The sequence below is a fragment of the Butyrivibrio sp. LB2008 genome (assembly GCF_000621565.1).
Taxonomy (GTDB): Bacteria; Bacillota; Clostridia; order Lachnospirales; family Lachnospiraceae; genus Butyrivibrio.
In genome coordinates this window covers 270,384-291,655 of sequence record NZ_KK211307.1, presented here as the reverse complement: position 1 = coordinate 291,655, position 21,272 = coordinate 270,384, and the positions used below count along the sequence as shown (strand labels likewise).

Sequence of the window (21,272 nt, the reverse complement as noted above, 5' to 3'; positions counted from 1 at the left end):
CATATTATCATATCTTTTTTTCCATTTCAATCATGTAGCATCTTCCAGATAAGCAACAATTAATCACAGTATTTATCTGGGATTTTGAGCTATGAAAACCTATTATTTTCTCTATTCCCCAGATAAGAAAACCGTCTATGCATTTTTTATCTGTGTTTTTATTCCTTTTTCTCCAACATATTCACTACAAACACAGATAAATCGCCTTTTCTATTGCCATCTTATCTGTGTTTTTGAACTTTTTTCTCCAATTCAATCCCTTAACCCCCAGATAAAAAACTCCTTCTATATAATTTTTATCTGGATATTTCTTCACTTATCTCACAAATATCTCCTAAAAACACAGATAACCTGCTTCTATTTATTATTCTTATCTGGGTTTCATTTCCTTACTCGCAAGAAAACAGCAAAATCACAGCTAATTCGTCTTTTTCTATGCATTCTTATCTGGTCTTGCGCCATCAAATCCCGCCATCATCAAACCACAATCTCAACACCGTTCCCCAACTTCCTATTCTTTCATTTAACAAAGAGTTGCCAAGCAACTCTTTGCGCGCCGATGCGCGCAAGCTTTAGCTTGCATAATACTTCTGCGCATCGGTCGCATCCATAGCGGAGCGTTTTTTGTTTGATAGGAAGCTACCAAACAAAAAGAGCCCATCCGCAGATAGGCTCTCCCACAAATATCTAATATTTACTTCTTTTTCTTCTTCGCCGTCCCGGTCTTTTTCGCAGTTTTCGGCTTCGACTTAGCAGATGTCGAGATACTCTTTATCGCTTCTTTCGAAACAATATCAAAGATCCTCTCTTCCTCAATCTTCTCATACTTTTCTTCGATGGCTTTTTCCTGCTCGGCAAGCTCTTTCTCATACTTGAGTTTAAGCTCACTAAGAAGCCTTTGTTCTTCCTCGTTCTGCTTCTCCTTCAGAGCTTCGAGTTTCTCCCTGCGTTCCTCTTCCTTCTTGATCTCTTCTTCCTCTTTGATCGCGCGGATTCTCTTCTCCTGCTCGGAATAAGGAACATAGCTGAATATCGCAAGTGCAGCGGGCGCAAGCTTAAGCTTCAGGGAATAATCTCTTCCGTCGACCTCTTTTCTGGTAGCCGCAAGCTTGCCTTCGTTAAGTAAACCGCTTCCGCCGTAGCTAACTTCATCGCTGTTAAATATTTCCGTATATCTTCCATCAGCGGGAACACCGACTTCGATTTCTCTTTCTATTCCGGCCATATTGGCAACAATGATAAGATTCTCTTTTTCATCGGAACTCTTCCTTACAAAAGAAACCATACACTCATCGGCCGCCATATTATTGATCCACTCAAAGCCGTCATTTGAACCATCCGCTTCATGAAGCTCAGGTCTATCCTTGTAGATCTCATTAAGTTTGCTCAAAAGATTCTCGATATAAACTGCCTGATCTATCGTAAGCGCATCAGGTTCCATATAGATATGCTTTCTTCCGGGATGCACCATCATATAACTGAGCGCAAGACGAAGGTTTGCAAGCTTCTGATACGAATCGCCGGGCATCATATAATACAGGCCCTCAAGCCCCTTTTCAAGCTCCTCATGCGTAAAAGCAAGAACAAAGCGCTCAGTATAACAATAGATCATGCTAAACGTAAGCTCATCGTGATGTCCCGATCTGAACAGCGGATCGTTTCTCATATAACCAAGGAAATCCCTTGTCCAGCCGTTATTCCACTTATAATCAAATCCAAGCCCGCCGTTCTCGACAGAATCAGTAACCTGTGGCCAGCACGCAGTTTCCTTTGTGATCAAAAGAACTCCCGGATTATTCTTGTGCACGTTCTCCGTAAGCTGTTTGAGAAACTCAAGAGCCTCCAGGTTCTCATTTCCGCCGTAAATATTCGGCATCCACTCGCCCGGCTTTCTGTCATAATCAAGATAAAGAATCCTTGAAATATCCGATGTTCTAAGGCCATCAACATGATAATTCTCAATCCAGAAAAGAGCATTTGAAATAAGGAAATTCGTTACCTCTTTTCTGCCATAATCAAAAATAAGATCTCCCGACTTAGGGCGGATGCCGACTCTTGGATCCTCATATTCATACAATGTCTTTCCGTCAAAATCGCTAAGGCCAAATGACGCCCTTGGAAAAAATGTCGGAACCCAGTCGAGAATGACCCTGATACCTTCACTGTGCATCGTATTAACAAAATTCATGAAATCTTCAGCCGTTCCGTTAGACTCATCAAGAGCATAGAAATTAAGAATATGATAAAAATGCTCAGGCACATGCTTCATCACCGGCATTAGCTCAACGGTATCAAAGCCATGATTTTTTACATATTCCAAAATATCCGCCGTGATCTCCTTAAATCCCGTTTTGCCATTATGTCTGTCAGCAAAAGCTTCAATAGAAATCTCGCAGATTGACAATGAACTCGTATCCTTATCAAACTTCCTTCGCTGCGTCATCCACTTCTGATCGGTCCAGACTATGGATTTAGGCTTGTTTATTACCGAAATGATACCGTTCTCGCCCTTGGATTCCGTAGCATAAGGATCCGGCCTCTTGTATACAAGCCCGCTCCTTGTCTTTATCTCAAACTGATATCCGTCATTTTCTTTTGCACCTGGAATAAATATCTCAAAGATACCGATGGGATCAAGCCTGCGCATCTGGCACAGACGTCCGTCCCAATTATTAAAATCTCCGATAACACTCACCCTGGCTGCAGAAGGTGCCCAAACTGCAAACTGCGTGCCGTTCACACCTCCGCGCCTCATAGGATGAGCTCCGAGTTTTTCATAGATATGATAGTGAATACCGCTTCCAAACTTGATAAAATCCTCACGCTCAAGAAGCGGTCCGAAAGAATAAGGATCAACGACAGTCGTTTCATTACCGCCCACATCCTTAATGATAAATTTGTATTTTAATTTTTCGACATAAGGAACGATAGTCGCATAGAATCCGGCTTCATCTGCAAGCTCCATCTCGTATGCCTTCTTCTGGTTGTCAACATAAACACTTACAGACACTGCGTCGGGAAAAAAAGCCTGAACAAGATAATTGGAACCCACCTTATGCGCCCCAAGTATTCTGTGAGGATTATCTCCGTCTGAATAAATAATCTCTTCGATTTCCGGCCAGTTCATCATCTTGTACAATTTAGCGTTCACTGTCGATGCCCTCCAAATTAAATACAATCTATGTATTATCTTTATTTAGTTAATTGTACCATTAATTGCATCATTTGCTCAGACAAATTTACATGATATATCAACCAAGCCCATCAACTACGCCGATGGGCTTGGTTGAATATACTTTGATTTTATATCAAAGCATGGATAAATAATCCGCTGAGAAGCTTAGGTTCAAACCATGTTGACTTCGGAGGCATGAGCCTTTCCGCATCCGCAACATCAAAAAGCTCCGCGATTGATGTCGGATACATCGAAAATGCAAGCTTCATATCCTTGTGGCATCTGTCTTCAAGCTCCTTGAGCCCTCTTATTCCGCCAACGAAATCAATCCTCTTATCTGTCCTTGGGTCACCGATTCCAAGAATAGGAGAAAGAACCTCATTCTGAAGAATAGATACATCAAGTCCCTCAACCGCATCACTCTTCTTAATATGCTCTTTTGCATTAAGCTTGTACCAGTTGTCTTCAAGATAAAGTCCAAACTCTCCCTTACACGAAGGCTTAACGGCATCTGCTGACTTTTCAATATCAAACATATCTCCAAGCTTACCAAGGAACTCATCAGCAGTAAGACCGTTAAGATCTTTTACAACTCTGTTGTAGTCCATGATCATAAGCTCATTGTCAGGGAAAAGAACTGAGAGAAAATAATCATACTGCTGCTTTCCCTTTACCTTTCCGGCATTCTCTTCTCTTTTTCTGAGCCCAACCTTTACAGCCGAAGCACATCTATGATGCCCGTCAGCAATATAAATACTGTCTATTGTCGCAAAAACTCTGCATACAGTCTCTGTCTCTTCAAGATCTGAAATGATCCATACTCTGTTCTTCACACCATCATCTGATGTAAAGTCATATACAGGCTCGTCAACTTCTTTGATCTTGGCAACGAGGTCGCTCAGCATCTTATTATTTCTGTAGCACAAAAAGATAGGACCCGTCTGCGCTTCGCATGTATAAACATGCTTAATCCTGTCTTCCTCTTTCTCAGCTCTGGTATTCTCATGCTTCTTGATGACATTGTTCAAATAGTCATCAATAGATGCACATGCAACAATACCTGTCTGGGTTCTGCCGTTCATTGTCTGCTCATAAATGTAATAGCAATCGGTCTCGTCCTGTTCAAAGACTCCGCTCTCAATCTGCTCCCAGAGCATATCATGTGCCTTCTGATATACTTCCGGGGCATACATATCATAGTCCTCAGCGAACTGAGTTTCCGGTCTGTCTATAGCAAGAAATGAATCGGGATTCTTTTTCACCTCTTCATAAGCTTCTTTCCTGCTAAAAACATCATAGGGAAGAGCCGAAACTCTTCCCACTTTATCCTTTGTTGGTCTATACGCTTTAAAAGGTTTGATGTCTGCCATAATTATGCTTCCTTCTTAACAACTCTGACTCTGATAACACCGTCAATCTTTTCCATCTTCTTAATAAGAGTATCTGATATCTTGTCCTCAAGGTCAATAAGAGTATAAGCAAAATCACCCTTTGACTTGTTAGTCATATCTGAAATGTTATAACCAGCCTCGCCGAGTACTGTTGTAAACTGGCTGATCATATTTGCTACGTTCTTATGGAAAATAGCAATTCTGGGCTTTGTGGCAATTCCCATATCACATCCAGGATAGTTGACCGAGTTATTGATGTTACCGTTCTCAAGATAATCCTTAAGCTCAAGAACAGCCTTAACTGCACAGTTATCCTCAGATTCCTCTGTTGATGCTCCAAGGTGAGGGATTACGATACATCCGTCGTGACCTGCTGTTGTAGGGTTCGGGAAATCTGTTACATACTTGCGGATCTTACCTGAGTTGATTCCTGCAAGAACATCAACTTCGTTGCAAAGAATATCTCTTGCAAGGTTGATAAGGATAACACCCTTCTTCATCTTTGCAATAGCATCTGCATTGATCATGCCCTTTGTAGAATCAAGAGCAGGAACATGAACTGTGATGATGTCGCACTTTGAATAGATGTCATCTACGTTTGTAACGTGCTTAACATCAGATGAAAGTCTCCATGCAGCATCGATTGAAAGATAAGGATCGTATCCGTAAACATCCATACCAAGCTGTCTTGCGGCATTTGCAACTCTTACACCGATAGCACCAAGTCCGATGATACCAAGCTTCTTACCGAAGATCTCAGTTCCAGCAAACTTCTTCTTTGACTTCTCTGTGAGCTTTGCAATGTCAGGATCGCCTGCATTTGCCTTAACCCACTCTGTTCCGCCGATGATATCTCTTGATGCGATAAGCATTGCAGCAAGAACCATCTCCTTAACACCGTTTGCATTAGCACCGGGAGTATTGAATACAACGATACCCTTCTCAGCGCATCTGTCGAGAGGAATATTGTTTACACCGGCACCTGCTCTTGCGATAGCAAGAAGGTTATCTGAAAACTCCATCTCAAGCATGTTGGCACTTCTTACAAGAATGCCTTCTGCGTCATCAACATTGTCTACTGTCTGATACTCATCAGAAAAATTATTAAGACCGATCTTTGCAATCGGGTTCATGCATTTATACTTGTACATATCAGCTGTTCTCCTTTTCAAACTTAGCCATGAATTCTACGAGTTTCTGAACGCCCTCGATAGGCATTGCATTATAGATGCTGGCTCTCATACCGCCAACTGTTCTGTGTCCCTTAAGACTTACGAATCCTGCAGCTGTAGCTTCCTTGATAAACTTAGCATTGAGCTCTTCGCTGTCTGTAACGAAAGGAACGTTCATAAGTGATCTGTCCTCAGGTCTTACTGTTCCCTTGAACATCTTGCTCTGATCGAGATAATCATAAAGAACCTTTGCCTTAGCTTCGTTTCTCTTCTTCATCTCCTCAAGACCGCCCTGCTCCTTGAGCCACTTGAATACAAGACCGCACATGTAAATGCTCCAGCAGTTAGGTGTGTTGTAAAGAGATCCGTTGTCAGCCTGAGTCTTCCACTTAAGCATTGTGGGTGTGTAAGCGGGAACATCATCTGTGATGAGATCTTCTCTGATAATAGCGATAACAAGACCTGCAGGCCCTACATTCTTCTGGACACCACCGTAAATAACGCCATACTTTGTTACATCAACAGGCTCAGAAAGGAAGCATGATGATACGTCTGAAACAAGGATATGTCCCTTTGTGTTGGGAAGTGTCTTGAACTTTGTTCCGTAAATTGTATTGTTCTCACAAATATATACATAGTCAGCATCTTCAGGGATATCAAGATCTGAGCAATCGGGAATATATGAGAAAGTCTTATCTGCACTTGAAGCAACCTCGATAGCCTCTCCGTACTTCTGAGCTTCCTGATAAGCCTTCTTAGCCCACTGACCAGTTACGATATATGCAGCCTTGCCGTTCTTCATAAGGTTAAGAGGAACTGCAGCGAACTGCTGGCTTGCGCCACCCTGTAAAAAGAGAACCTTGTAATTGTCGGGGATGTTCATAAGATCCCTGATATCCTGCTCTGCAGTCTGGATAACTTCATCGAAAGTTTTTGATCTGTGGCTCATCTCATTGATAGACATTCCACATCCGTGGTAATCAAGCATCTCTTCAGCTGCTTTCTTAAGTACTTCTTCCGGAAGCACTGCCGGGCCGGCAGAAAAATTATAAACTCTAGACATTTCTTTTGTCCTCCTATAGACATTAAAACATTTTAATAGTTTACTACACTAAATTTCATTGTATACCCAATACAAAAAATGTCAATAATGTTATTCCATAATGCTTGTTATTTTATTTTTTTGAGACATTTTCAAAAATGTTTTTTATACTCGTTTATCCTCAAAAGATGCACCACTATCGCATTTTAGGTTAGATATTCCGATAATTGTAATTTGTATTTACATTTTCACCCAGTAAAAAAATCTCAAAAAAATCTTGGTTTTTTTTAAATTATTTTGAGTTTTTTCAAAAAAAATTATATTAAAATCTTTGTTTTTCTCTCTTAAATATTTGAAAATCCCATGTATTAATTTCCATTAACCTTTAATCTGCATTTTTATTGCAAAGAAAAAGACTCTGCACCCTGCAGAGCCTTTAGAAAATATAAGTATTATTTTTTCACTTCTTGAATTTTAAAATCATATAGATAGTATATCCGAAGATAAGCTCCATCTCAAAATCTAACTTCAATTCAAAAATCACTGTATATCTTCAAATCTATAATCAGGAATTGCATTTCCCAAAGAAGTTTTTTTATTGTGCTCGTTTATCTCTTCAATACTGGGAAGTCCCACATATGACTTTTCATTGATCTCACAAGTTCTAAATGTATCAAGATATGTTCTGAAATCATCCTCACTGAGCCCTTCATTTGAATCCACTACACCTTTGAATTCAGTATATGCATATGTCTTAACATCACCATGAACACTGAAACTAAGTTCATAAACCATGATCACTGAATTAAGATCATAAAGTCCGTCACCGGCTGCATCAGATATTCCGACCGAAACAAGTTTATATGAATCGTAATTTCTATGCCTGTATACATTGCCAAACAATCCATCGCATTGACCGCAGCCATCCTCTTTTGCTTCTTCCAATGCTTCTTCGCTCTTCTTTTTCATAATCTCAAAAACATCAGAAGGAATCTCGCTTACAGAAGTAACATAATTATGAAGCCCTTCAACAGTATATTTATATGTACCGTCAAACACTGGAATCTGATTTTGTGCGCATAACTCTTCTACGTTTGCATCAAGCATCTGCGGCTTAACAGTAATAGTTACCTCATCACCATTGCTTAAACCATCCTTTTTGTCAGCTTCAACAATAAATCCGTTCAAAGAAGTCTTAACATATAAACTTCCTTTCGGAGCAACACCATTCACAGAGATATCGAGATAATCTCCAAGATTAAACTCCGCAGGATCTTTAAGTCCTTCTACCTTTGTTGAAAAATCTTTATAGCAAAGCAAAATCTTATATTTCTTCTTAAAAGTCTTTACTGCAGTTTTGTCAATATTCCACTTGTACTCAATTTCATCGCCATTAGATAACTTATCAAGCTTATCAGCAGCTCCACTGACAGCCATAATAACATTCAATGTTCCGGACACATCTACTCCGTTTGCCATTAAAGCTTCTTCTAATTTTCCGGAATCAAATTCAGCTTTTCCCGTGCCGTATCCGTCATAACCCTGAGTTTCTACAGTAACAAACTCATTCAGGTCGATCTTCTCCGCACCACAACCCGTAAACATCAGCATTGTACCAATGAATACACCAACTGCCAGTCCTAACTTACTCTTTTTCATTAAAAAAACTCCTAAAACATAAATATTTCATGAGAATTCCCCCTAAAAATTCCCAACATATGAATGATAGATTATCACTTACAAACAGGCAATAAAAAAGAGCATCGCACATGAAAATATCTCATTCAATGCGATACTCTTTATTTTATCCTTAATTACTTACCGATTATCTGTAATAAACTATTACAGGTGTCTTACTTTTGACATTATTCCATAGCCATTCAGCAACATCCGGGGGACAGTTCACACATCTGCGTTTTTGCTGAGAAAGAAAAAGACCCTGCATTTCTGCAGAGCCTTTGATTAGTTAAAGTATTATTTAAAAGAAAAAATACGTTCTTTGATAGCTTTTCTCTTCACCCATATTATGTTAATAACTATTATTACAGATAATATAATATGAGAAATTAGGACATAAAATAAATATACTACAAACATTGTTTTTAACATGCCCTTAGACAAAAACAGGCACCAAAAATATTGCATTAAATAATCAAATATATTAATTTCAATTATACATATAAAATTATTTAAAAACTCATCTGCTTTTATGAAACGTCGTAATATTAAATAACTCATAAATAGTATTATAGGATAAATAATACAATGTCCATATGCCTCAAATATTTCGATTTTATCACAGTGTGCTATAAAAAAAACTTCTAAATAAGTTGCAACAATCAAGCTTATTGTACTTATAAAAATACTTACCGCAACATTTTTCAATAGTTTCATAATCAATGATCTCCATGTGCTTCATATTGTGGTTTATACCATGATATCAGTCGTTTTTTACTACTCTTAAAGTATTTTTCATACCAATCGGCGCCATCATTTTCTTTACCTTCCCCAACTCCGGCACCTGAGCTTATCGCATGTCCTTTATAAAAAGGCACACCATATGTATCTGCATGAAATTCATTTTCAGCAGCATACGCATATTCATCATGATCACCAGTAGCAATTAACAATATTGCTTTTTTTTCATCCGGACTTAAACTGTCAGGATTTTTAATTGTTATTGTATTTTTCTCCTTATTATATATTCCAGCTTCCTCTAATTGATCCAATGCCGCTTGTCCACCAAAAGTATCAAAATCTTCATATTTATACGGTAATTCATAAACGCCATCTTTAAAAGCTTCATTGTGAACAACTTTATCAACAGTAAAGTCTGCTATAAGATAGCTGGCTTCACTATTCGTATTTCTAAAATATTTTAGTAAATCTTTATCATAATCATCTGGGTAAGCTGCGGCTCCAGATATTTTAGTCATCTGACCTCTCGCATTTTCTATTGTAGTATCGTCTATTTCTTCTCCATTTACCGAATGAGCTATAATTTCTTCTATTGAATCAACACTCATTGAATTAAATACTACAGCAGTTCCCCACCTGCCTTTGCTATCCATAGGTTCTCTAACTTTAACCATTGAATATACTATTCTACCATCCGGTGTAACAATACCTGAAATATACCAATCATCATAATCTTTATAATCCATTCTATTCGGATCAACACCTGCTTCTTCTAATATCTCAGCTAAGGATTTATCATACATAAAAAATCCATCATTCGTTTCCAACTTATTTACGTTAATATTATACTCTTCAAAAAAATCTTTTATGTCAGCCGGATAATATGTAACATCAAAGTTTCCAAGTTTACTTTTAAAAGTAATTTTTTGTGTCTTTGTTCTATCTATAGTATCAACTTTTTTAAAAATATCCCCTGCACTTAAAGAAATTAGACTCAGTGTCTGTTTGTTAATGTCAACAGCCTGAGTATGTATCATATCAAGTCCTGCGGAAGTATCAGTCACTTCTTCTATATGCTCTTGAATGGCATTCTTAATACCGGAATTAAATACCCGAGTACTTGCCGTATCATCAAATTCTTCCACTTTCTTAATACAATTATCGAGAAAGCCACCGGTTCCGCAATGATCATAATATTGCATTAATGTATTTTTAAAATTAATTTCCTCCAAGCCACAACCATACTTGCCCAACCTATCAACAGCTTCTATTGTCTTTTGTTGAACTCCGCATCCTATACGTTCAAGATAATCATACTGATTCATAAAATGCGTTTTAACGTTACTGACAACATCAGTGTTTATTTTTGCATCTGCAGCAGGATCAACAATAGCCTTAAACGTCTCATCAAGATCAATGTATCTTTTGACCATTTCTTTCGAAAGATTATACTGCTGTTGATTAAATTTCTTCTGTTTTAATGTAATGAAGGTTTTAGTACTATCGGCAGCCTGTCCTACAAACGTTTCATTGTTTATATAATCTTCATAACATTGATGTACATCGCATAAGCAATCCATATAATTGTATGCGGCATGCTCCAAATATTCAATAAAATCATTTACTTTCTTAGTATCCCAACTTTTCCCCATCTAGTTACACCTCAAATTTTAGTTTCAATGCTACTTTCCCTTGCTCTAAGCTCCGCTTCAAGTGCGTCTATTTCCGCTTCACATTCTCTTATAAGCTCTTGAAGCTTATCCATTGTCCGGTCAAGATTTGATAAAAACGTAGATATTTCACTCATTTTGTTTGCTATATTCGAACAGTTCAGGTTTCTGTGATCATCTGAATCTCGTTCAAGTTTACCAAGCCATTCACTGGAAACTGTCATATCATACGTTTTATCAGGATTATAAATTTCATCCCGCAACTCACTAAGCTGTCTACTCAAATATTCATAAACTTCTTGGCAGTACGAAAGATCTCGTTCGTATCCTCTTTTTTCCGCTTTCTTTTCTTCTATTCTTGAATGAAGTCCCATTTTTACCTCCGATTTTTCTCTACAGTAAGCCCTTCACTTAGTATTTTATCCTGTTCAATCATGCTGTCACGAACCTTAAGAAGTGCTCTGGGTAAAGAATCGGACGTTTCATTTCTATATACTTCAGTGGACTTATAGTAAAGTTTAAGAATTTCATTCATTTCTTTACCGACACTTGTTTCCTCAAAAACATCAGCCTTACTAAGCGGATTGGCAGATAGAACACACTTAGATGATGCCCCGCCGATTCTATTAACAATATCAGTGAATACACGCGTATCCATATATACGTCTTTATTTGCCATTATCATAATCCTTTACTGTGTGATTTAGTTAATATTATAAACATTTCTTTAACATATTATCACATAAAGGTATACTCATACAAGCAAAATAAAAGGAGCCTATCCGTAGATTTGCACCTTCAAACAGGCAATAAAAAAGAGCATCGCACATGAAAATATCTCATTCAATGCGATACTCTTTATTTTATCCTTAATTACTTACCGATTATCTGTAATAAACAATTACAGGTGTCTTACTTTTGACATTATTCCATAGCCATTCAGCAACATCCGGGGGACAGTTCACACATCCGTGCGATCCGTTATACATATAAATATCGCCTCCGAATTCATGTTTCCAGTAAGCATCATGAATACCTATACCGTTGTTGTTAAGACGCATCCAAAAATGTACAAGCGTATCATAGTCATCACCGTGGAGGATCTTTTCTTTTTGCTTGTCATAAATATGGAAGAATCCACTCGGCGTGCCGTGGCCTTTATGCATATCACCGGTAACTATATCGGTCTCCATGGCAATCTCACCGTTAGTATAGTAGTACAGATGCTGTCTGGATATATCAACCTCAACATATGTTCCGCCAAGATCATTTTTGGCATTAAAGCAATCAACCTTATCGGGATCGGAAAGCTGTCTCACTTCTTCCGTTACCTTATCGGACCCCGAAGAAAATACTTTCTTTAGGTGCTCATATTCATTGGTATAATCGAAAATTCTCGGATTTCCCGTACGTGACTTAGAAACAAGTATCTCGACATCTTCACCGTTTTTGTATCTCTCGAGTGCTGTTGCCGTATCACTGTCCTTAGCCAGCTTATAAAAGAAATCATACATCCTCGATTCGGAAATGAGCGGATCACCGTTCTGAGTAACAACAAATCCTTCAAGGTTACGCACCGCACCGGTTGAAATGTTTACTTCCGAAACACCGGCTAAATAACGTCCTTTTCCGGGATTATCATAATCGTACTCTTCATCTGAAGAAGATCTGAACTCTTCATAGGTAAGCAGAAAGCTCGTTCCCGTTCCATCTTTAAGAGCAATCTTCCTTGTTCCGAGCTCGTAAGTTATCCCGCAGTTAATAACAGGCTGGATCTTTGCATAAAGATCGATGATCTCCTGCTGCTCGGGAGTAGGCGTAACCGCCTCATAGCAATCTTTAAAATCTTCGGATGAAAGATCGATCTCTTCAGCAGCGTTAAGTGTCGCATGACTAACTGCTTCCAGGATCTTCTCCTGATTCGGAACGGATATAAGATCATTCTTAAGTTCATAACCTTTATCCGTCTTTAAGATTGCAACTTCCAAATTTTCTTTTGGAACAAATATTTCCCAATCAGAAAGTTTACTTGCAAGTTTTTCCTTGTCAGAACTAAAAACAGGCTCAACGGATCCCGTAAGTCCTTTGAATATATATATTCCCCAAGACAAGGCACTCTGACTGGAAATAAATTCATTTAGTGCGTCGGTATAATCCACCTCAAAATCAATATCTTCGGCGCTGATAAAAAGGGTTGCGCCTGTTGCGTCTTTAATCTCTATTCCGTCATATTTAAACTTTTTACAAAGTTCGGAGTTAACCGTAGCCACACTTTTACCCGTGCAATATACACCGTTAACCCAGGTACAGCATGGGAAGCCTTTGCTGTAGTAATATCCAATGATCAAATACAGCATTATCAATGCTGAAAAAGCCAGGAGCACTATGCGTCCTATTAGTTTAGTTCTAACTTTCATCTATTCTCCTATGGCTTTACCCCAAAAAACTTTTTACTCCTACAGTATTCGCTTTTATCAAAAGTTTCTCCGACATAAGATTTTACATATATTACATAGATCCTTAATATGAATACCAATATGAAAAAGGATCAAATGTAGGCTCCGGCTCAGGTTCCGGTACAGGATCGGGTGTTATCGACACATTCTTTCTATAGTAAACAACTACAGGTGTCTTCTCTTTAACAGCTTCATAAAGCTGTCTTGCGATATCGGGTGGACAATTTATACAACCGTGAGATCCCGCATCGCGGTATGCTTCACCGCCAAAACTTTCCTGCCACCAGGCGTCATGAATACCAACACCGGTATCGGTCAGTCGCATCCAGTATTCTACCGGACACTCATAATCTTCACCTACTAAAACCTTATTTCTCTGTTTATCATAAACATGGAAAAGACCTGCCGGCGTTCCGTGTCCGCCGACCATAGTTCCCGAAACAATCGCAGTATCTATGCTGACTTTTCCGTTCACATAATAATACAAATGCTGGTTGGATATATCAAGTTCTATATATGTTCCCTTAAGTTCGTTCTTGGCATTAAAGAAGTCTACCTTTTTGGGATCTGTAAGATTCCTCTCTTCTTCCTGCACAAACGTTCCATCCATAAATGAAGCTTTTAAGGCTTTATACGCTTCATTGTGATCGAATATCTTGGTAATTCCCGTACGATCTTTTCTGATCATTATCTCGACATCTTCGCCGTTTTGATATCTCTTAACGAGATCTGCAGTATCCGTATCTTTTGCCATCTGGTAAAAGAAATCGTAAAGTCTGGCTTCGGAAATAAGCGGATCGCCACTTGGAGAAGCGGCAAAGCCCTCAATATTTCGAACCTCATCCATATTACTTATCTCTGAACTGCCGGCAATATAATGTCCGTTACCCGGATTTTCATAATCAAAATGGTCTCCAGAAATCTGATCGTAGGTCAGAATGAAACTGTCAGCAACTTCTCCCTTCAGAGGAATTGTCTTACTTCCAAATTTATAAGTAAGACCGCAATTGTATATATTCTGGAGCTTGTTGCAAAAATCAACAATCTCTTGTTGTTCTTCAGTAAACGTAACCGGCTCATAGCAATCTGCATATTGTTCAGCGGAAAGATCGATCTCACCTTCCATCTTCACAGCAGCCTCTCCTACAACCTGAACGATATTGTCCTTTATAGGCGTGCTGAGCATTGTATTCTGCAGTGAATAGCCTTCCTCGGTCTTAGCTATGGAGACATCCTGACTGTCATCGGGAACAAATATATCCCATTCAGCTATCTTTTGATCAAGCTTATCCTTATCGTAAGTTATAACAGGTTCAACAGTACCTGTTTGTCCTTTAAATGCATATTTTCCCCAAGATAATGCATCCTGATTGCTTATATATTCTTTAAGTGCATCTGTATAATCAACAGTGAAACCAAGTTCCTCAGCATTGATAAACAGATCGGCCCCATTCAGATCCTTAACACTTATTCCTTTATAATCAATCTGTTTACATAGTTCGGTATTAACCTCCGCTACGCTTTTTCCCGTACATTTAACCCCGTTTATCTTTGTACGGCAAGAAAAACCTTCGCTAAAGAAGTACCCGATGATCAAATAGAGTACCCCCATAGCACCCATAACCAGGAGCACAATGCGCCCGATTAATTTTGTCCTAGCATTCATTAACTCTCTTTCCCCAAAACATCTTAGTTCTTATTTTGCAAGATCACTTGCGTCGAATGCTTCACTTATTGAAGCTCCGGCAGGTACCATCGGAAATACCTTATCATCTTCTTCTATAACACAATCAATGACAACCGGAACCTTTGAGCTTAATGCTTTCTTGAGCGCAGGCTCTACTTCCTCTTTCTTCGTTATTCTGATAGCTTCACAACCTAGCCCCTTTGCTACCATGCAATAATCAACTTTATCCTCAAATACCGTCTGAGAATAATGCTTTTCATAGAAAAGCGTCTGCCACTGTCTTACCATCCCCAAAACCCTATTGTTTATGATAATCTCAACAATAGGAAGTCCATATCCCGAAGCCGTTGCCAGCTCCTGCATGTTCATTCTAAAGCATCCGTCTCCCGTTATATTAACGCAGACTTTATCGGGATTACCAACCTTAGCACCTATGCAAGCGCCAAGTCCGTAGCCCATAGTTCCAAGTCCTCCGGATGTAAGGAATGTTCTGGGTTTTCTGAACTTATAATACTGGGCTGTCCACATCTGGTGCTGTCCCACATCAGTCGAGATAATGGCATCGCCCTCGGTAAGTTTATACAGTTCCTCAATAATGTACGGACAAGTAAGCTTATCCGTCTCATAGCTCAAAGGATATTTTCCTTTGTACCCTTCAATTTTCTCTTTCCACTCGGAATGATCCATTTTCTCGAGTTTCTCATTTATCTTACCAAGAACCTCTTTCAGATCTCCGACAATGGAATAGCTCGTTCTGATATTCTTGTTGATCTCAGCAGGATCGATATCTATCTGCAGAATCTTTGCTTTTGAAGCAAATGTCTTGGTATTACCCGTAACTCTGTCAGAGAATCTCGCACCTAAAGTGACAAGAAGATCACACTCGCTAACGCCAAAATTAGAAGCTTTCGTACCATGCATACCGATCATGCCGGTGTACAGAGGGTGCGTTCCATCAAAAGCTCCTTTACCCATTAGTGTATCACAAACAGGACTGTCAAGTATCTCAGCAAATGCTATAATTTCGTCAGATGCACCCGAAATTATTGCACCTCCTCCTACATATATGAAAGGTCGCTTTGATGCCTTGATCATTTTTACCGCGGCATTTATATTTTCTTCAGTGTACGTCTTGTTTTCCGGCTTTTCTTTGCCATTTTTCAAAGGCTTAAATTCGCAACTTTTCGCAGTAACATCCTTTGTAATATCGACAATTACCGGTCCCGGACGACCTGTACTTGCAATCTTAAATGCTTTTCTCAAAGTATCCGCAAGTTCTTTTATATCTTTTACAATAAACCCGTGCTTTGTGATCGGCATTGTGATACCGGCTATATCAGCCTCCTGGAAAGTATCTTTTCCCAAAAGAGGAAGATTTACATTACATGTGATAGCTACCATCGGAACCGAATCCATGTATGCCGTAGCAATACCCGTTACAAGATTAGTTGCTCCGGGGCCGCTTGTAGCAAAACACACTCCGACTTTGCCGGTTGATCTTGCATATCCGTCGGCTGCGTGCGCCGCTCCCTGTTCATGGGATGTTCTTATATGCAAGAAGTCATCACTCTGTTTGTAAAGTTCATCATAGATATTAAGAATACTTCCGCCGGGATAACCGAATATGGTATCAACTCCCTGCTCTTTGAGACACTCCAAAACAATCTGTGAACCATTTAACTGCATTTTATATATACCATCCTATCTGTCAATTATTTAGAAGTACCGGGAATCTCAAGGATTGCTCCTCTGTTTCCGCTTGTAACAAGCTCTCTGTATCTTGCAAGATAACCTGTTGTAACCTTGGGTTCTCTGGGCTGCCATTTCTCTTTTCTCTTTGCAAGCTCTTCGTCAGAAACCTTAACATTGAGTGAGTTATTTGGAATATCAATACTGATGATATCGCCCTCTTCAATAAGTGCAATAGGTCCGCCGACAGCAGCTTCGGGAGAAACATGTCCGATTGAAGCACCTCTGCTTGCTCCGGAGAATCTTCCGTCTGTGATAAGAGCAACAGATGAGCCAAGTCCTCTTCCTGCGATAGCAGATGTAGGATTGAGCATCTCTCTCATTCCCGGGCCGCCCTTAGGTCCTTCATATCTGATAACTACTACGTCTCCGGCAACAATCTTACCTGTAAGGATAGCCTCGATAGCATCCTCCTCGCAGTCAAATACACGAGCAGGTCCTTCGTGAACCATCATCTCAGGAACAACCGCAGACTTCTTTACAATACCTGTATCGGGAGCAATGTTGCCTTTAAGTACGGCAATACCGCCTGACTGCATATAAGGATCTTCGATAGGTCTGATAACTTCAGGATTAAGATTTCTTACACCCTCAAGATTCTCCTTGATAGTCTTTCCTGTAGCGGTGATAAGATCTGTATTTATAAGATTCTTCTTTACAAGCTCAGACATAACGGCAAGTACACCGCCTGCTTCGTTGAGGTCTTCCATATATGTGGGACCTGCGGGAGCAAGATGGCAAAGATTCGGTGTTCTTCCGGATACTTCATTTGCAATTTCCATATCAAGCTCAACGCCTGCCTCATGTGCGATCGCAGGAAGATGAAGCATTGTATTTGTAGAACATCCGAGAGCCATATCCATGGCCATAGCATTCATGAATGCTTCTTTTGTCATGATATCTCTGGGTCTTATATTCTTCTCTATAAGATTCATTACGGCATAACCTGCATGCTTTGCAAGTCTGATACGTGCAGAATATACGGCGGGGATGGTTCCGTTTCCGGGAAGGCCCATTCCGATTGCCTCTGTAAGACAGTTCATTGAGTTGGCTGTATACATACCTGAACATGAACCGCAGGTAGGACAAGCCTTCTCCTCGTACTCGCAGAGCTTCTCGTTTGTCATCTTTCCGGCAGATACACTTCCAACAGCCTCAAACATTGAAGAAAGTGAAGTCTTATGTCCGTCAACTCTTCCTGCCATCATAGGGCCACCTGATACGAAAACTGTAGGGATATTTACCCTTGCAGCAGCCATAAGAAGACCCGGAACGTTCTTGTCACAGTTGGGAATGCAGACCATTCCGTCAAAAGCATGTGCCTTTGCAAGACACTCCGTGCTGTCTGCGATAAGATCTCTTGTAACAAGAGAATACTTCATTCCGATATGTCCCATTGCGATACCGTCACAAACCGCAATTGCAGGAACAACAACAGGCATTCCGCCGGCTTCCGCAACCGCAAGCTTAACAGCTTCCGTAATCTTATCAAGGTTCATATGTCCGGGAACGATCTCATTATATGAGCTCACGATTCCGATAAGTGGTTTCCTTCTCTCTTCTTCGGTAAATCCAAGAGCATTAAACAAACTTCTGTGAGGTGCCTGTTGAATGCCCTCCATAACTCTGTCACTGTTCATAGCCATATTCGTTTCTCCTTTTACTTAATATATAAAATAAAATTGTCATTCTCATAAATTACAGTCATTGTAGACAGATAGTCCCAATCGATTGTTTCATAAGTCTGATAAAATTTCCAAAAATCTTCTCCCGTATACTTGGGTGTAAACATATTCTTGTCGAGCAGAACGCAGTCCGCGCCTCTTATATTCGTCTTATCGCAGTCTATATCCCAGCCAAACTTAAGAAGATACTGCTGATCGCAATCAATTACCGCGATACTTTGCCGCTTCGCAACTTCAGCGGCATAAAGCGTATTGAATACATTATTCTCTCTTTCAGCTATCTGACAACTAAATACCGGGTCAAAAAACCTGAAAACAAATAAGATCATTATTGCGATAACAGGCACATATATTCCTATGCCAGAGTACCATTTGTCACCTTTTTCCACCGTTTCTATCTCTTCATGAGACTCAACGGCTTCATCTCCTCTGGCAAGCAGTTTTCTACGATTATACAATCTTATGCCCAAATTGATAAGTCTCTCAAGCGCCGTACAGACGCAAAGGACTATAACAAATGCAATATAACCGAAAACTCTGAGGTATGGAAGTGTACGAAGTATAAAAAGTGCAATTCCCAAAAACATCAGGTTGACAATAACAACCAGACTTATTACCGTCCTGCTGTACTCGAAATGCTTAAAGCATTCATAAATAAGGCATCCCAGGCTCGCGATCAGGATTACCAATGTCAGCAGACTAAACTTTGGTACAAAAGAATTTAAGAGGCTCATAAACCATGACCAAACTCTTTTGCCGAACACCCCTGTGGGAAGCGTCTGAATATATGCATGTGAAAACATATACTCTATTCCTGTCCATACACATCTAAACGGTGCTCTCATAATAACACCAAAATGAGAATATTCAAAAAAATCCGAGTTCTCTGATTTAACAAGAAGATTAGCTCCTACCGCAAACCAGATCATCAAATACAACAACACATCAACTATAAGTGAATATGCTGCCGTGATCATGAGCTTTTTAAGTTTCCCATAATAAATATTCTCAGAGAAAGTACTGTATATATCCCTGCTTCGAAGTGCATTGATAAAAAGAAAGATCGCACCGGAAGCCCATACAGGAACTACCCAATATATACTGCTCGGAACAATATAGATTCCCAAAACCAGTGTTAATCCAAACAAATAATAATATGTCTGCTTATCTTCACCAAGTCTGCAGATATGTCCCACAAAATATATTGCCGCCAGAAAGCAAGTCGTAGCAAGCGTATAACCTCTTCCCTGAACACTGTAATCATTCACGATCTGCATTGAAGCATATAATACGACCGCCCCGAAAGGAATCGCATGCGAATAATACTTCCTGCAGATCCTGTAAACCAGGATAAGATTCGTTATAGCAGCAATATATGATACGCCTCTGAGCCCTATATAAGAATTGCCAAAAAGATCAAGCACTGCAGACAGAACCGAATACCCGACATGGTTATTGGCAAGCGGCCAATGAATCGCTGAATACAACGGCCCTCTGCTGATAAAATTGTAATAGGTATACAGCTCGTCATAGCTGGGCGTTATCGCAAACATTCTCCACAGATAATATGCAGCCATCGCAATGACAAAAAGAGTGACTGCCATTCCCTCCGGACTGTGTGGAAGAAGTTCATTTATTTTCTTTTCTGTTTTAGCTATTGCTGATCCGTTCAACCAATAAGTCTCCCATCTTGCGACAACCTACAAGTGTAAAGTTATCTTCCCGGCCCTTAGGCAAAAGATCCGTTGTTCTGTAACCGTCTTCCAAAACCTTGCGAACAGCATTCTCTATAGCATCAGCTTCTTTATCAAGATTAAATGAATATCTGAGCATCATTGCAGCAGAAAGAACTGTAGCAATGGGATTTGCAATATCTTTGCCGGCGATGTCGGGAGCACTTCCGTGACTTGGCTCGTAAAGACCGAAACTTGTATCATTTAATGAAGCACTCGGAAGCATTCCGATAGATCCTGTGATCATACTTGCTTCATCGGAAAGAATATCACCGAACATATTCTCTGTAAGAACAACATCAAACTGTGTAGGCTCTTTTACAAGCTGCATAGCACAGTTATCTACAAGCATATGCTCAAGTGTTACATCAGGATAATCCTTCTTAACTTCCTCTACAACTTTTCTCCAAAGTCTTGAAGAATCAAGAACGTTAGCCTTATCTACGCTGATAACGCTCTTTCTGCGCTTTCTTGCAACATCAAAAGCACGGATTGCAATTCTTCTGATCTCACTCTCTTTGTAAACAAGAGTATCTGTGGCAACCTGCTCGCCGTCTTCTTCCTTAGTCCATCTGTCACCAAAGTAAAGACCGCCTGTAAGTTCTCTCATGATAAGCATATCAAAACCTTTATCAGCAACAGCCTCTTTTAAAGGACAAGCATCCTTGAGCTGAGGATACAGATATGCAGGTCTTAAATTCGCAAAAAGATTAAGTGCCTTTCTAAGCTTCAAAAGACCGGCTTCAGGTCTGAGTGAAGGCTCAAGTTTATACCAGGGTGATGTTGATGTATTTCCGCCTATTGATCCCATAAGAACAGCATCGGCAGCCTTTGCATCGGCAATCGCCTCGTCTGTAAGAGGAACACCGTGAACATCGATTGAACAACCACCCATCAGAATATCCTTATATTCAATGGAATGTCCGAATTCCGAAGCAACCTTATCAAGTACTTTCTTAGCTTCAGTAACAATCTCCGGTCCTATTCCGTCTCCCGGAATGCAAGTAATATTAAGCTTCATAGTCTATCTCTCTTTTCTGTTTATTTTTTATATCATCTGCTTTTGTACCGGTAAATAGAATTAATGATACAAC

Annotated in this window: 15 protein-coding genes; all 15 read right to left on the bottom strand. The window is 39.7% G+C overall.

All coding sequences use genetic code 11. The annotated features are described in order from the left end of the window. Window positions 1-694 precede the first annotated feature (694 nt). The gene (gene glgB, locus T356_RS19830; RefSeq protein ID WP_035781380.1) at window positions 695-3,151 is read right to left on the bottom strand and encodes a 1,4-alpha-glucan branching protein GlgB; all 2,457 of its coding nucleotides are present in this window, start codon (window positions 3,149-3,151) and stop codon (window positions 695-697) included. 152 nt (window positions 3,152-3,303) lie between these two features. Further along, on the bottom strand, window positions 3,304-4,545 hold the full coding sequence (locus T356_RS0116025) for a DUF1015 domain-containing protein (protein ID WP_026515370.1): 1,242 nt from the start codon (window positions 4,543-4,545) through the stop codon (window positions 3,304-3,306). Between the two features lie 2 nt (window positions 4,546-4,547). Then, a complete protein-coding gene (locus T356_RS0116020; protein WP_026515369.1) occupies window positions 4,548-5,717 on the bottom strand; it encodes a phosphoglycerate dehydrogenase in 1,170 nt (389 codons plus the stop codon). 1 nt (window position 5,718) lies between these two features. Next, window positions 5,719-6,801 carry a 3-phosphoserine/phosphohydroxythreonine transaminase gene (serC, locus tag T356_RS0116015; protein ID WP_026515368.1) on the bottom strand — a complete coding sequence of 361 codons (1,083 nt, stop codon included), beginning with the start codon at window positions 6,799-6,801 and terminating at the stop codon, window positions 5,719-5,721. A 519-nt stretch (window positions 6,802-7,320) separates the two neighbouring features. Further along, window positions 7,321-8,439, bottom strand: coding sequence for a hypothetical protein (locus T356_RS0116005; RefSeq protein WP_026515367.1), 1,119 nt, complete (start codon window positions 8,437-8,439; stop codon window positions 7,321-7,323). 315 nt (window positions 8,440-8,754) lie between these two features. Beyond that, window positions 8,755-9,174, bottom strand: a complete 420-nt coding sequence (locus T356_RS0116000) for a hypothetical protein (protein ID WP_026515366.1) — start codon at window positions 9,172-9,174, stop codon at window positions 8,755-8,757. Window positions 9,175-9,176: 2 nt separating this feature from the next. Next, the gene (locus T356_RS0115995; RefSeq protein ID WP_026515365.1) at window positions 9,177-10,850 is read right to left on the bottom strand and encodes a hypothetical protein; all 1,674 of its coding nucleotides are present in this window, start codon (window positions 10,848-10,850) and stop codon (window positions 9,177-9,179) included. A gap of 11 nt (window positions 10,851-10,861) precedes the next feature. After that, entirely contained in the window at window positions 10,862-11,242 is a 381-nt protein-coding gene (locus T356_RS0115990; protein ID WP_026515364.1) for a hypothetical protein, read from the bottom strand. Window positions 11,243-11,244: 2 nt separating this feature from the next. Beyond that, window positions 11,245-11,547: a hypothetical protein gene (locus T356_RS0115985; RefSeq protein ID WP_026515363.1), complete on the bottom strand. Its 303-nt coding sequence runs from the start codon at window positions 11,545-11,547 to the stop codon at window positions 11,245-11,247. Window positions 11,548-11,752: 205 nt separating this feature from the next. Continuing rightward, window positions 11,753-13,285, bottom strand: a complete 1,533-nt coding sequence (locus tag T356_RS0115980; protein WP_026515362.1) for a L,D-transpeptidase — start codon at window positions 13,283-13,285, stop codon at window positions 11,753-11,755. A 103-nt stretch (window positions 13,286-13,388) separates the two neighbouring features. Continuing rightward, on the bottom strand, window positions 13,389-14,990 hold the full coding sequence (locus tag T356_RS0115975; RefSeq protein WP_026515361.1) for a L,D-transpeptidase: 1,602 nt from the start codon (window positions 14,988-14,990) through the stop codon (window positions 13,389-13,391). A 30-nt stretch (window positions 14,991-15,020) separates the two neighbouring features. Next, entirely contained in the window at window positions 15,021-16,697 is a 1,677-nt protein-coding gene (ilvB, locus tag T356_RS0115970; protein WP_026515360.1) for a biosynthetic-type acetolactate synthase large subunit, read from the bottom strand. A 26-nt stretch (window positions 16,698-16,723) separates the two neighbouring features. Continuing rightward, window positions 16,724-18,400: a dihydroxy-acid dehydratase gene (ilvD, locus tag T356_RS0115965; protein ID WP_026515359.1), complete on the bottom strand. Its 1,677-nt coding sequence runs from the start codon at window positions 18,398-18,400 to the stop codon at window positions 16,724-16,726. A 20-nt stretch (window positions 18,401-18,420) separates the two neighbouring features. Further along, complete coding sequence (locus T356_RS0115960) at window positions 18,421-20,118, bottom strand: glycosyltransferase family 39 protein (RefSeq protein ID WP_026515358.1); 1,698 nt, start codon at window positions 20,116-20,118, stop codon at window positions 18,421-18,423. Then, the gene (leuB, locus tag T356_RS0115955) at window positions 20,096-21,199 is read right to left on the bottom strand and encodes a 3-isopropylmalate dehydrogenase (protein WP_026515357.1); all 1,104 of its coding nucleotides are present in this window, start codon (window positions 21,197-21,199) and stop codon (window positions 20,096-20,098) included. Before leuB ends, T356_RS0115960 begins: the two co-directional genes overlap by 23 nt. Between the last annotated feature and the right edge of the window lie 73 nt (window positions 21,200-21,272).